Source organism: Pseudomonadota bacterium (genome assembly GCA_016719885.1).
Taxonomy (GTDB): Bacteria; Pseudomonadota; Gammaproteobacteria.
The window spans coordinates 1-12,540 of sequence record JADJYF010000014.1 but is presented as its reverse complement, the minus strand read 5'-3'; the positions used below and the strand labels follow the sequence as shown (position 1 = coordinate 12,540).

Genomic DNA, 12,540 nt, shown 5'->3' with positions numbered 1-12,540 from the left:
TTCAGATCAAGCCTGGCAGAAAGCGAAAGCGAACTGCTTCGCAATATTTTGAGTAGTGCTCGTCGACCGAGCGTAGATGATCCTCCTCGGTCAAGGCACGCAATACGTAGAGTCCCGACCACGCGAGTGTGGCGCCGGCCACCTGCAATCCCTGCATGGCGGATGCCTGCCATGCAAGCGTGAAGGCCGGCACGCTGGCTATCCACCACGCGATGTTCTTGGCGGTGTAGGCCGGATGCCGGATGTAGCGATACGGACCGCCGCTGACGATGCCACGATGGGTGAGATTGCTGGCCTTCCAGCCCAGCCCGCCGTTGCCACCATGGCCAGCAACAGCAGTGTGTTCATGCCGACATGCACGGCCGTGGACGTGAAATGCGGGAAGTCGGCGACGTTGCCGCCCAGCACGCGCACCGTCAAGGCGTTGAACGGCGGGTAGCAGGCCAGCGTGACCAGCCATCCGACCAGCGTCGGGTCGACCGACACGATGGTATTGCGCAAGGACGAACGTTCGACCAGGTAGCCGACTGTGAACCAGCCGACGTCGACCAACAGCGTGAGCTGGAACAGCAGCCAGAAGCCGTGCGCGTTGAACAATTGCAAGGCGTCGCGCTCGCCGTTCGCGAAGGCCAGCCATAGCAGGCTGGCGTTTTCGAACGCCCTGCCAAAGGCGCCCCATAAGAACAGCACCATCAGCGGCGCGAAGAACATTTTCAACAACACCGTCAGCAGCGCCTGCTGGCGTGCGGGCCCCGACCGGGCGCAGCCCGGCGACCCGGCAGGCAATGAGCGCGCGACTCTCGACGACGGCCGCGTTGCACAGGAAGAAATACGTGAGGGCCAGGAGATAGACGCAGAACGCGAGGCTCAACACGTCAGCGCCATTGAGGCTGATGCGCGATGGGGTATGGAGGCGCAGGCGGGTAGTAACGGTAGAGGCAAACGCCAGGACACGTGGAGATTCTTGCGCGGGTGTGGTCTTGCGTAGGGCCGCCGCCCGGTGCTGCCACGTCCCGCATGAGGAAGTGGCTTGCGTTGCGCCGGCGGCAGCGCGTTCCGGCCTCAGGCGCCGGCGCGGAAAAAAGCGGGAGCTTCGCGAGCGGCCCCCCGCTCATTTCACGGCGCCCGTGTGGCGGGCTGTCAGGCGCGCCGCCGCGACGCCGCAGCCGCCGAGCGGCCCGGCTCGGGCACTTCACCGCTGGCGCCGCCACCACCGCTAGAGCCGGACTGCGCGTCGTGGCTGAACGGCGCGTTGATGCCGGCATCGATGTCGACGACGAGCGTCGGATCGCAGGCGGTATCGTTCGGGTTGCAATTCTGGGTGCGGAATACCTCGTCGTAGAGATCGAAGTGCAGTTGCTTGCCGCCCGTGAGGTTGGTCAGATCCAGGGCAATCTTCTTGAAGAACATGGTCGACGTATCGCCCGGCGCAGGCCCCCCCCCCCCCCCCCCCCCCCCCCCCCCCCAGACCCACCGGCGGGCGAGAACGAATCGCCCCTGGTGAAATAGGTCGGGAAGATGCCTGGCTGCGATCTCCGCCATCGGTGCGACCCGATCGGCACCGTACAGCATGTCGCCGGTCACGTTGACCAGTACCGGCCCGCCGCCAATGTCGTAGGTGAAGGAACCGAAATCCGGTGCGGGGTTGGTCTCTGCGACCGACGGCGTGAGTGCCATCGAGACAAAGAAGGTGCCGGTATTGCTCGCCCGTGGAGTAGCGCTAGGCCGCTGGGCCCCCGCAACCTTTTTTTTTTTTTCCCCCCCCCCCCGGGCCCGGGACCCCCCCCGGGGGCCCGGGGGGGGGGGGGCCCCCGGCCCGCCCCCCCGGGGCGGGGGCCCGGGGGGCCCTCCCCCCGCGGGGGTTGGGTTGTTTGGCCCCCGTCCCCCCCCCCCCGGGGCCCCCCCCCCGCCGCGGCCGGCGCCCCCGGCCGGGTTTCTAATTGTTTAATTTTCTTAAGAAGCTTTCGGCCCGCACGTAAAATCCTGCTGCATTTTGTAGGCGCCAAAATGGGCGGCCACTGAACGCCCGCGCTCGCAAATCGCTCAAGTCGCTGACTTACAGAGTTAGGCGTGGGGGTCGGGCCGCGCTACCCCCTGCGGGGGCGACGCCCCGCCATGTAAATTTCTTTGACGGGCGACGCCTGGCGCGCGCGCCGCTCGCCAGGAATGCTCCGTGACGCGCGAGTGGTGGCGTATCCAGACCCGCGACCAAGCCTCAGGCGAAAGTGAAGCCGCTGTAGCCGTCGGCCGCGACCTTGCCCACCACCGACACGTATTTCGGCGTGCCGCCGTTGTAGACCAGGTGGCGCACCTTGCCGTACTCATGGCCTTCGACGTTGGAGTTGTAGCCGGTGAACCAGCCCTTGGCCTTGCGCATCAGCACCGTCGAATACATGTCGCCGACGTGCTTGGTCCAGCGCTCCTCGGCCATGGTCTGGGCCTCGAAGCGCGTGTACTTGTGCTGCCATGCGAACTCCAGCATCTGCGTCGCCCAGTCCACGCCGACCTCGATGCCGCGCGGAAAGTTGGTCGACGCCGAGCCGCTCTGCGGGCCGGCCACGGTCAGCATGTTGGGGAAGCCGGCGATGGACATGCCGAGATAGGTGACCGGCCCGTCCTTCCACTTGTCGCGCAGCTTCTGCCCGTCGACGCCCTGGAAATCGATGCGATCGTAGGCGCCGGTGATGGCGTCGAAGCCGGTCGCGTACACCAGGATGTCGAATTCGAACTCCGCGGCGCTGGTCTTCAAGCCGTTCTCGGTGATGCACTCGATGGGCGTCTCGTTGATGTCGACCAGGTGCACGTTGTCGCGGTTGTAGACTTCGTAGTAGTTGGTTTCCAGCGGCACGCGCTGCACGCCGAAACCGTGATCCTTGGGGATCAGTTTTTCCGCCAGCACCGGGTCCTTCACGCGCCGGCGAATACGATCGGCCACGTACTCCGAGAACTCGGCATTGGCCACTTCATCGGTGAAGATTTCACGGAAGTTGCTCAGCCAGATGCCGAAGCCCGGTTCCTCGTAGAGCTTGTCCCACAGCTTGATGCGCTCTTCACGCGACACCTCGTAGAAGCCGCGGCGATCGGGCTCATGCTCGAAGCCACCGGGCGTGACACTGCAGCGATGAAAGATTTCATCGTAGCGCTGCTTGATGTTCGCCATCTCCTCCTTGGAGATGCGGTAATTGTTCAGCGGCGCGGCCCAGTTCGGACGGCGCTGGAACACCGTGAGGTCGGCGACCTTGTCGGCGATGTCGGCAATGAGCTGGATGGCGGTCGCGCCGGTACCGATCACGCCGACACGCTTGCCGGCCAGTTGCACCGGCTCATGGGGCCAGTCGAAGGTGTGAAAGGACTGGCCCTTGAATTTTTCCACGCCCGGGTAACGCGGCGGCGTGGGGGCGGACAGCAGGCCGAGGCCGGTGACCAGGAAGCGGCAGCTCATGTCGCGACCGTCCTTCAGATGCAGACGCCACAGGTGGTTGGCCTCGTCCCAGTGCGCGGTTTCGACCTTGCAGTTGAACTGCATGTGTTTGCGAAGATCGAACTTGTCGGCGACGTAATTCAAGTAGCGCAGATTGTCGGGCTGCGGCGAGAAGCGCTCCGGCCAATCCCATTCTTCCAGCAGTTCCTTGGAGAACGAGTAGCCGTAGGTATAGGAATCGGAATCGAAGCGGCAGCCAGGATAGCGGTTCATGTACCAGGTGCCGCCGAGATCGGCGAGCGCATCGATGCAGGTGACGTTCTTGCCGAGCTGCACGAGCTTGTAGAGCTGGTAGATGCCGGTCACGCCGGCGCCGAGAACGATGACTTCGTAGTCCGGGGCCAGCCCGATCTTCTGTGCTGTAGCTGTCTGCGCATTCATGTGCCTGTCCTCTGGAATGACGGCGACGCCTGGCCGGCGCCGACCGGAAAGCGAATGATTCGCCAGTGCCTGGCATGCAGACGGGTGAGCACGCGCAAAGGCGCGGTCGCGGCGAATCTCGATGTGGTCCGGAAGCTAGCACGGGGCATGAGGGCCGCCAATTACGGCATTCCACATTACTCAATGGTGTATGGCGCCGACTGCCGCCAGGGCCGGCATCGTGTCCCGTAGTTGGCCTCGGCTATCATGGGCCTTTCACTCATCAAGCCGGAGTCAGTCCATGGTTTCCATCAATGCCGCCCCTGAAGACGTGGGCATGAACGCCCAACGCCTCGAGCGCATCGCGCCCGCCTTGCAACGCTATGTCGACGCCGGTACCTATGGCGGCTTTCACGCCATGGTCATGCGACGCGGACGGCTGGTGCACGCGGCGCGTGTCGGCTGGCAGGATCGCGAAGCCGGCATCGCCATGGCGGACGACACCATCTTCCGCATCTACTCGATGACCAAGCCCATTATCTGCACGGCACTCATGCTGTTGTACGAGGAAGGGCGCTGCCAGCTGGTCGACCCGGTGTCGAAATTCATTCCGGCCTTCGCCGGCACCAAGGTCCTGATGCCGGACGGCAGTCTCGAGAACCAGCACATGTTCCGTCCCATGCAGGTGCGCGACGTGATGTCCCATACCTGCGGCCTGACCTACGACTTCTTCGAGGATTACGCGGTCGGCGCGCAGTATCGCGAAGCGCGGCTCATGAACGACGCCACGCGCACGCTGGAAACGCTCATCGACGATCTCGCGCGCATCCCGCTGGCCTTCCATCCCGGCACCGCCTGGCATTACGGCCTCGGTATCGACGTCGCCGCGCAGCTCATCCAGGTGCTGGCCAATCAGCCGCTCGGCGATTTCCTGCGTGAACGCCTGTTCGCGCCGCTGGGCATGAGCGATACCGGTTTCGGCGTCGCGCCGGGCGAGCGCAATCGCCTGGCGGCGATGTACGGACATCCCGACCTGATTGGCCGCAATGCCACCTTCGGACAGATCTTCCAGAGCTTCCTGGCGGGCGATCATGGGCGACGCGACGCGGTGGCCGAGACCTATCCCTGCGACGCGCCGGCAACCTTCCAGCGCGGCGGACTGGGCCTGTTCTCGACCGCCAGCGATTACCTGGCGTTCGCGCGCATGCTGCTCGACGGACGCGCCGCCGATGGTCGCCGCATCATCGGCCGCAAGACGCTGGAAGTCATGCACTGCAATCACCTGACAGCGGCGCAGCTGCCGATCACGCTCGGTGGCGTGCCCATGCCCGGCTGGGGCTTCGGCCTCGGCTCACGCGTGGCGATGGATGTCGGGCAACTGGGCGTGTCCGCCTCGCCGGACGAATTCGGCTGGGCCGGCGCGGCCAAGACCTATTACTGGGTCGACCCGCGCGAAGAACTCGCGGCGGTGCTCATGACCCAGTTCATGATCGGCTTCGACCTGCCGGAGAACGACTTCCGCGCGCTGGTCTACCAGGCCATCGACGACTGAGGGGCAGCGAGGCGCGGCGCGCCTCAGCCCCAGTTCGGCGTGCGCTTGCCGAGGAAGGCCGCGATGCCTTCCTTGAGATCGCCATTGGTGACGGCCAGGATCTGGTTCCTGTCCTCCATCGCGATCGCGCTATCGAGGCTTTGGGCATCGACATTGGCCCAGAAGGCTTCCTTGGTCAGGCGTAAACCGAGCGGCGCGGTGGCTAGCATGTCGTCGGCCAATGCGCGGCCGGTGGCGACCAGCTCCGCTTCCGGCACCACGTCGCTGACCAGGCCGAAGCGCAGCGCGCGCGCGGCGTCGATGAAGCGCCCGGTGTAGAGCAGCTCGGCAGCGTTCGACGTGCCTATCAGGCGCGGCAGGTGATAGCTCGAGCCCATCTCGCAGCCCGACAGGCCGATCTTGATGAACGCGCAATTCATCTTCGTGCCCTCAGCGGCGATGCGCACGTCGCAGCCGAGCGCAATGGAAAAGCCGCCGCCGGCGGCATAGCCGTGCAGCAGGCCGATCATGGGCTGCGGCGCGCGGCGCATCTTCATCACCAGGCCCGAGAATCGGCGCTGGCTGACCATGCCGTCATCGGATCCGCGCGCCGGTTGACGCTCTCCGTCCTTCATGTCGAGGCCGGCGCAGAACAGGCGCCCGGCGCCGCGGATCACCACCACGCGCACCTCGTAGTTGTTCTGCAGGCTGTCGAAGTAGTCATGCAGTTCGGCGACCATGCGCAGGCTCAGGGAGTTGAGGGCGTCCGGCCGGTTGAGCGTCAGCCAATCGACCGCGCCGTGTTTTTCCACCAACAGGGTTGTGTAGCTCATGGGTGCATATCCTGGGTTATGTGATGTTGATGCGTACGCCGATTTGTCGCGGCGTCATGACGCGCCGTGCCGGGCGAGCGTACGCCGCGAGCGGCGCCGTGCCAGCGGCGCCAGCCATCGATAGAAAGGCCGCAGCAGCCACGCGGGCCACCATCGCGCGCGTTCTTCCTGCGCGACCCGCGCACGCGGATGATCCATGAACTGCGGATAGGGGAACGCGAAGCGATAGCCGCTGGCGTCGCGCAGGAATTCCACCCGGCCGAGATGCTTGACGTTCTTGTAGCCGTAATGGGCCGGCGCCACCAGGCGCAGCGGTGCACCGTGCGCGAGCGGCAACACTTCGCCTGCCAGGCGGTCGGCAAGCAGCACATCGTCGGCCATGAGGTCCGGCAACGGCAGCGCGCTGCGGTACCCATCGAGACCATGAAATACCACCCAGCCTGCGTCGGGCGCCACGCCGTGATGGGCGACGCAGTGGGCGTAAAAGTCCTTGAAGCGCACGCCGCTCCACGCCACATCGCGCACCGACCAGGTCGTGACGCAATGAAAATTGGCGAGCTGCGTGACACGCGGCAGTGTGTCCATGCCTGCGAAGATGCCGCTGGTGGCGACATCGCCGGCTATGGTGAGCGCGAGGGTTCGGTATTCGAAGTCGAGTTTGCCGGCAAACCAGCCCAGCCCGAAACGTTCGAGGCGCGCTCGCTCGTGTTGCCCGGGCGGCAGGGGCCGCATCGTCACCGACGGTCAGCCCTGTTGGCGGGCGTTCAAGGCGCGGCCACCGCCCACAAGGCGACCACCGCGCCCGCCACGCCGAACGACCAGCCATACAGGTAGCGTCGTATGGCCGTCGGCGCGCGGTCGATTTCCATGAAGCGCACGAGAATGATGATGGTCTTGGCCGCCGCGATGGCCATGATGGCGGCAATCGCAACGTGTCTTTCCGCGAGCAGTTCGGCCGCCACCAGGCTTACGGCAGAAACCAGGAGTAGCAGCAACCACGCGTTGCGTGGGCCGCTGGCGTCGAATCCGATCATCGTGCACCTATGAGGTAAAGCAGGGAGAAGATGAAGATCCAAAGGAGATCGACCATGTGCCAATACAGGCTGCCGCCGTCCAGCCACTTGCGGTAGTTGGCATGGGTCTCGGCCGGCGGTCCGTAGGGACTCGGGCCGTGCGCCAGCACGCCGAGCAGGATCATGCCGACCACGTAGTGCACGAAATGTATGCCGGTCAACGCGAAGTAGAAGGTGAAGAACTCGTTGGTGGCGACGCTCACGCCGGCCTGGAATTTTTCCACGTACTCGAAGGTCTTGACCGCGCCGAAGCCGGCCGCCACCACCATTGCCCACACCAGCAGCCGGCGCGCCTGCGCAAAATCGCCTTTGCGGCCGACCATGTTCGCCCACGCCACCAGCCAGCTCGACGTGATGAGGATGCAGGCGTTGAGAAAGCCGAGTTCGACATTCAAACGCTGTGCCGATTGGTCGAACAGCGCCGCATTGCCCAACCTCTCGGCCATGAACACGATGAAGAACAGGCCGAAACTCGAGATGTCGAGGGTGATGAAGATCCAGAGGGGCGACGCGCGCTCGCGGCGCGCGCCGACCGTTACATTGTCAACGGCTTCCATGCGCGGCGTAGTGCTCCATCTCCAGGCGGCCAAGGGCTTTGATCACGTAGGTGCCGACCACCAGCCACATCAGGAAGAACAGCGTGAACTCGACGAAGTAGTTCAAAAGGCCGCTACGCGAGAACGGCCCGCCATACACCAGCGGCATCATGGTCAGAAGTGCGAAGCTCACCACCACGAACATGCTGAACCAGGCGGCCCACGCCGGCACCAGCGGCCGTTCACGACGGTCCTGCAATACGCAAATGCCGAAAGCCACCATCTGCATGGTGGTCAGCGAGTAGGCCATGTCGAAGAACATCCAGCCGAAGTCGTACATCATGAGCAAGGTCTTGGGCTCCATGACTTCCGGTCGATAGGCGACCGCCAGCCACACCGAGCACGGCAGCACGAACACGATGGTGGTGAACAGCGCACCGGCCAGCTGCAGGATCGAGAGCACGGCGTTCGAACCGTTCTCTTTCTCGATGGCGCGCATCACCATCCAGATGGCGACGCCCCAGGTGAAATACAGCACCGAGATCGGCATCTGCACGATCATGCCGACGCGGATCTGCCCGGCGTGTTCGCGGATCAGGGCCGCGAATTCATCGGCGCCGAGCGCCGGCGAGTAAGGCGGAATGTTCTGCCCCAGGATGCCCCAGAACACGATGGTGCCGGCCAGCAGGAACATGCCCGACCAGGCCAGCGCACGGCCATAGCGATATGGATTCATGACTCTCCCCTTGATTTTTATTGCGACGGTCCCTGACCGCACGGCTCATCGATGACGAGACATGCATGCCAGGCGCCGCTGCCGTGGCATGGTTCCGCCCGCCGTGACGCGCATGGCCAGGCATGCGCGGGTAGCGTGCGGATGTGATGGACTCCCCGGCCAATCACACCATGATTTGCGGGCGGCAGGCAACGCGACGATGGGTGGTATGCAAGGCGCCCCGCCGCATACCGGGCCCGCCATGTTCGAGAGCGCGGCCGGCATCGTATTGCCGGCGCCAAACTTCAGCCCGCTTGCGGCGCCCAGTCGCCGAGCGGCAGGGGCATGGTGGGCGCGGAATCACGCGGCGTGCGACGCAGGCGCGCCGGTCGACGTTTCCGCCCGCGCGGCGCATGTGCATCCGCTTGACCAGAGCGCACCAGGCTCAAGGCCTTCTGGCGGCAATCCCACACCAGCTGCTTGTCGGAACGACGATAGAGCAGGGTATGGTCGAGCGCTTCGTCGTGGGGACGACGGGTTGCCACGGCGTCGGGCAAGCCGAACTGGTCGAGCAAATCGACGTAGGTGCGGATGTAGCAAAAATGCGTGAGCGCGGGGCTGTAGATTTCGATGCCCCGCACGTCGCCGTCGCGCAGCATGAGACCGACGTGCTGCTTGAGCACCAGCAGGCCATCGGTGGCGATGGCGTTCTTTACGATCTTGTCGAGCGGCTGCATGCGACCGGCACGCGGGTAGAACGCGTGGTCGCCGAGCGTCAGCCATTTTTCCTCGGCGCCGGCCACCGGCGCCACGCACACCATCAGCAGTTGGTCGAACGGCACGCGGTCGGCCGCGGGCCGTGAGCGATGCCCGCCACGGTGATATCGGCCAGCGACAGGCGGCGCAGCTTGAGACACTCGAGGTGCTCAGAGCAACTCGTAACGCCGTCCCCATTCCCGGTCTTTGTTTCCGAACACGACTCACCCGACTGAATGTCATGGTCCTGCGCTCTGTCCAGCAGAATGGCGACAGCGGCAGCAAAGATCAATGCGCGCGGTCGCACTTTGCCCGCGCCGCCCACGGTCGCGGTGAACAGCGCTATGCTGCGAGCGCCTGTTCAATCAGTAGAGAGGAAGCGCAGCGTGGCCAACACCATCCAGATCAAAAGCAACGGTGGCCCCGAGGTCATGGAACTGGTCGACCTGCCGGTCGGCGAGCCGGGCCCCGGGCAGGTGCGTATTCGGCACCACGCCTGCGGCCTCAACTTCATCGACGTCTACCAGCGTTCCGGCCTCTATCCCGCGCCGCTGCCGCAGGCCAGCGGGCAACGAGGCGGCCGGTGTCATCGAGGCGGTGGGCGAGGGCGTGACCCATGTGAAGCCCGGCGATCGCGCCGCCTATGCCGGCGGCGGCCCGGGCGCCTACTGCGAGGGGCGCGTGATGAACGCCATGGTGGTATGCAAATTGCCCGACGCGATCCCCTTCGACGTCGCGGCGGCCATGATGTTGAAAGGCATGACGGTGCAATACCTCTTGAAGCGCACCCTGCCGCAGGGTGGCCTCGCGGCCGGCGACCACATCCTGTGGCACGCGGCCGCCGGCGGCGTCGGACTCATTGCCTGCCAATGGGCCAAGGCGCTCGGCTACCAACTGATCGGCACGGCCGGCAGCGACGAGAAATGCCAACTCGCGAAGGAGCACGGCGCGGCCTTCGTCATCAACTACAAGAACGAGAATTTCGTCGAGCGCGGGAAGGCCATCACCGGCGGCCAGGGCGTGAAAGTGGTCTACGATTCGGTCGGCAAGGACACCTTCGATGGCTCGCTCGATTGTCTGCGGCCGTTCGGCCTGATGGCCTCGTTCGGCAATGCCTCGGGCCCGGTGCCGCCATTCGCACCGGCCTTGCTCGGGCCCAAGGGTTCGCTCTACCTCACGCGCCAGACGTTGTTCACCCACATGTCGACGCGTGAATCGACGCAGGCCATGGCCGACGACCTGTTCGAGGTGGTGGCGAGCGGCGCGGTCAAGATTCGCATCGACCAGCGCTATGCACTGGCCGACGCGGTCAAGGCGCATCGCGATCTGGAAGCGCGTCGCACCACGGGCTCGAGCGTGTTGTTGCCGTGACGCGATGGCGTGCCACGACGGCGCGGGCCAGACCCTGCGCCGCCCTTGGCCAGCGCGTCAGGCGCCGCGCATGCGCAAGCCTTTCGGATCGTAGAGCGCCTTCAACGACGCTTTCGCGCCGCAGCGCCGTCCAGCCTGTTCCACCTCGAAGCGCCCGCCGGCAATGAAGTCGTCGTCGACGCCCGTTTCATGTTCGACATAGGCCATCGCCACGCAGGCGCCGAGGCTGTGTCCGTCGTGTTTCCGCGCGCAGTGCATGGCTCGACGTCACCAAGCTGCTTTTGGTACACCTTTGGGGCAACGTTGACGGCGGCAATATTTGTCAGGAAATTTAAGCGAGTGTAACTTGCCGTCGTTTCCCAGAGGACCACCGAACAAGGCTTGGAGGGCGGTTCAAACTACGCTCGAAACAGGCAGGCACGAGTCTCAGTATTACCCACATCCAGGGGCCTTCTTGTATTACGGAAGACGCTCGCCTATTCCTGCTTCGGGGGGCCATCATAACGCCCTCGCTACCGACTAGCTCGCCTATCTGCATCGATAGTAGTAAGTCGTGGTTCCCACTACGATCTTGCAGTACCCGATGACAAGAGGGTTAGCAACTGCCTCAATATCTTCGGGAAAATCGAACATGGTGTAACCGCCGTCATAGACTACTTCCTTTACGTCCTTCTCCTGGAAGCCACTGGGAAAGCCATCACAATTGGAATCAGGTGGAGTCAGGGTTGACCGTTGACCTTCTCAAATGAGCTGAACTCGATAATCGTGCTTGTGCTTGGCGGTGTAATTGGATCATTGCCAGACTTGTCGCTGTCTTTTGTATCAGACGCGCCCGAACCGATGAATTTCAAGCCGCCATCTCCATCGAACAGAGCACGAACCTGTTGCCCTCTCTGGATACGGATCTGCGTGCACCCTGCTGAGGGCTCGGCCAACCCGCTTTCGATATTTTCTCGTCAATATTCACGATGCCTTCCGAAACCGTGATTGTGACACGGGAGGACGAGATGTTATCGCTGGAAATGGCGGCTGTACTACATGGCGTGTTACCTCCGCGACCTCTCAGAAATACCTTTGGTGATCCTGAGAATGTGTTCCCACTCAGGGAAAATTCCAGCTTGTGTACGCCATCGCGAGCTGCAAGTCCCGGTGACAGAACTACGCATGCCAGCAAGACTCCACTCATTACGGTTCGCTTATTCATCACGTCAATGCCCCCTCATCTCACTGCGGTTGCGATTTCGAAACGAATGCACCGATTACAGTCAAATGCACTCCCTGGAAAATCAATCGAGAAATAGATTGAACCCGACTATCAAATACCGTCCCAATGCCAGCCGCGGCTGACGCTGGTCGATGTCCTGATACTGAATATCACGATCCAGAAGATTCTTTGCCGCCAAGCTGATCATTCCATAACGCCTGGGTAGGCGGTAACTCCCCAAATGCTATCCAGCAAAAATAAAGGATTCGGTGTCGGCGCGAAAGGCGCATTTGGCGTTCGGACAGGATTGCGGAAGCTCCGCTCGCTGCCTAATGAACATCGGCACTAGGGACGCGCCGACGCCGGACGGCCCATGGTAGGCGGCGGCGATTTTCAGGCGCTCGGTTTCGAGTGCCTGAAAATCGCCAGGCGCAAAAAGAACCAAATCCATCTCGATGTCTTCATGCTCAAAGTCAACACGCCATGACCAGTTCGAATCGAGGATGCCGTAGAGGTAGCCGCGTGCCATAATCTCATTCGCGTCCTGTCCCAGGACGCTTATGCGGTTTCAATCAGTGCGACCGGAAAGGACGGTTCCCGGAGACTTCCTTCGAGTCCTCCGTACAACCGCTCATTCCATCTGTGGTCAACACCAGCTCCTAATGCCACGCTTGGGTTGC

12 protein-coding genes and 1 pseudogene are annotated in these 12,540 nt (G+C 63.5%); 2 read left to right on the top strand and 11 right to left on the bottom strand.

Translation table 11 applies throughout. The features are described 5' to 3' along the window. Position 1: 1 nt before the first annotated feature. From IPM80_15190 to IPM80_15180, 3 genes are all read right to left on the bottom strand, one after another. A complete protein-coding gene (locus IPM80_15190) occupies positions 2-679 on the bottom strand; it encodes a DUF1295 domain-containing protein (protein ID MBK8959723.1) in 678 nt (225 codons plus the stop codon). Between the two features lie 461 nt (positions 680-1,140). Further along, positions 1,141-1,677, bottom strand: a complete 537-nt coding sequence (locus IPM80_15185) for a hypothetical protein (GenBank protein ID MBK8959722.1) — start codon at positions 1,675-1,677, stop codon at positions 1,141-1,143. 538 nt (positions 1,678-2,215) lie between these two features. After that, positions 2,216-3,862: an NAD(P)/FAD-dependent oxidoreductase gene (locus IPM80_15180; GenBank protein MBK8959721.1), complete on the bottom strand. Its 1,647-nt coding sequence runs from the start codon at positions 3,860-3,862 to the stop codon at positions 2,216-2,218. A 280-nt stretch (positions 3,863-4,142) separates the two neighbouring features. Between IPM80_15180 and IPM80_15175 the strand changes: the two genes are divergently transcribed. Then, positions 4,143-5,393, top strand: a complete 1,251-nt coding sequence (locus IPM80_15175; protein MBK8959720.1) for a beta-lactamase family protein — start codon at positions 4,143-4,145, stop codon at positions 5,391-5,393. Between the two features lie 23 nt (positions 5,394-5,416). On the opposite strand, the gene IPM80_15170 is transcribed toward IPM80_15175, so the two are convergent. The 6 genes from IPM80_15170 to IPM80_15145 all read right to left on the bottom strand — a co-directional run bounded on the left by IPM80_15170 (position 5,417) and on the right by IPM80_15145 (position 9,371). Then, positions 5,417-6,205, bottom strand: a complete 789-nt coding sequence (locus IPM80_15170) for an enoyl-CoA hydratase/isomerase family protein (protein ID MBK8959719.1) — start codon at positions 6,203-6,205, stop codon at positions 5,417-5,419. Positions 6,206-6,259: 54 nt separating this feature from the next. After that, positions 6,260-6,943: a molybdopterin-dependent oxidoreductase gene (locus IPM80_15165; protein MBK8959718.1), complete on the bottom strand. Its 684-nt coding sequence runs from the start codon at positions 6,941-6,943 to the stop codon at positions 6,260-6,262. 26 nt (positions 6,944-6,969) lie between these two features. Further along, entirely contained in the window at positions 6,970-7,239 is a 270-nt protein-coding gene (locus IPM80_15160) for a cytochrome C oxidase subunit IV family protein (GenBank protein ID MBK8959717.1), read from the bottom strand. Then, on the bottom strand, positions 7,236-7,835 hold the full coding sequence (locus IPM80_15155; protein ID MBK8959716.1) for a cytochrome c oxidase subunit 3: 600 nt from the start codon (positions 7,833-7,835) through the stop codon (positions 7,236-7,238). The genes IPM80_15160 and IPM80_15155 overlap by 4 nt, the downstream gene beginning before the upstream one ends. After that, complete coding sequence (locus IPM80_15150) at positions 7,822-8,550, bottom strand: hypothetical protein (protein ID MBK8959715.1); 729 nt, start codon at positions 8,548-8,550, stop codon at positions 7,822-7,824. The genes IPM80_15155 and IPM80_15150 overlap by 14 nt, the downstream gene beginning before the upstream one ends. A gap of 284 nt (positions 8,551-8,834) precedes the next feature. Next, the gene (locus IPM80_15145) at positions 8,835-9,371 is read right to left on the bottom strand and encodes a hypothetical protein (protein MBK8959714.1); all 537 of its coding nucleotides are present in this window, start codon (positions 9,369-9,371) and stop codon (positions 8,835-8,837) included. 300 nt (positions 9,372-9,671) lie between these two features. Between IPM80_15145 and IPM80_15140 the strand changes: the two are divergent. Then, positions 9,672-10,656, top strand: a pseudogene (locus IPM80_15140) (quinone oxidoreductase). Positions 10,657-10,713: 57 nt separating this feature from the next. Here IPM80_15140 and IPM80_15135 read toward each other — a convergent pair. Together IPM80_15135 and IPM80_15130 are read right to left on the bottom strand one after the other, a co-directional pair. Continuing rightward, a complete protein-coding gene (locus IPM80_15135; GenBank protein ID MBK8959713.1) occupies positions 10,714-10,914 on the bottom strand; it encodes a hypothetical protein in 201 nt (66 codons plus the stop codon). A gap of 1,190 nt (positions 10,915-12,104) precedes the next feature. Beyond that, a complete protein-coding gene (locus IPM80_15130; GenBank protein MBK8959712.1) occupies positions 12,105-12,389 on the bottom strand; it encodes a hypothetical protein in 285 nt (94 codons plus the stop codon). Positions 12,390-12,540 lie beyond the last annotated feature (151 nt).

What these genes read in the sequence shown, in the direction of transcription:
- IPM80_15190 (MBK8959723.1), bottom strand. Translation starts at nt 679, where the DNA reads ATGGGGCGCCTTTGGCAGGGCGTTCGAAAACGCCAGCCTGCTATGGCT.
- IPM80_15185 (MBK8959722.1), bottom strand. Translation starts at nt 1,677, where the DNA reads ATGGCACTCACGCCGTCGGTCGCAGAGACCAACCCCGCACCGGATTTC.
- IPM80_15180 (MBK8959721.1), bottom strand. Translation starts at nt 3,862, where the DNA reads ATGAATGCGCAGACAGCTACAGCACAGAAGATCGGGCTGGCCCCGGAC.
- IPM80_15175 (MBK8959720.1), top strand. Translation starts at nt 4,143, where the DNA reads ATGGTTTCCATCAATGCCGCCCCTGAAGACGTGGGCATGAACGCCCAA.
- IPM80_15170 (MBK8959719.1), bottom strand. Translation starts at nt 6,205, where the DNA reads ATGAGCTACACAACCCTGTTGGTGGAAAAACACGGCGCGGTCGATTGG.
- IPM80_15160 (MBK8959717.1), bottom strand. Translation starts at nt 7,239, where the DNA reads ATGATCGGATTCGACGCCAGCGGCCCACGCAACGCGTGGTTGCTGCTA.
- IPM80_15155 (MBK8959716.1), bottom strand. Translation starts at nt 7,835, where the DNA reads ATGGAAGCCGTTGACAATGTAACGGTCGGCGCGCGCCGCGAGCGCGCG.
- IPM80_15150 (MBK8959715.1), bottom strand. Translation starts at nt 8,550, where the DNA reads ATGAATCCATATCGCTATGGCCGTGCGCTGGCCTGGTCGGGCATGTTC.
- IPM80_15135 (MBK8959713.1), bottom strand. Translation starts at nt 10,914, where the DNA reads ATGCACTGCGCGCGGAAACACGACGGACACAGCCTCGGCGCCTGCGTG.
- IPM80_15130 (MBK8959712.1), bottom strand. Translation starts at nt 12,389, where the DNA reads ATGGCACGCGGCTACCTCTACGGCATCCTCGATTCGAACTGGTCATGG.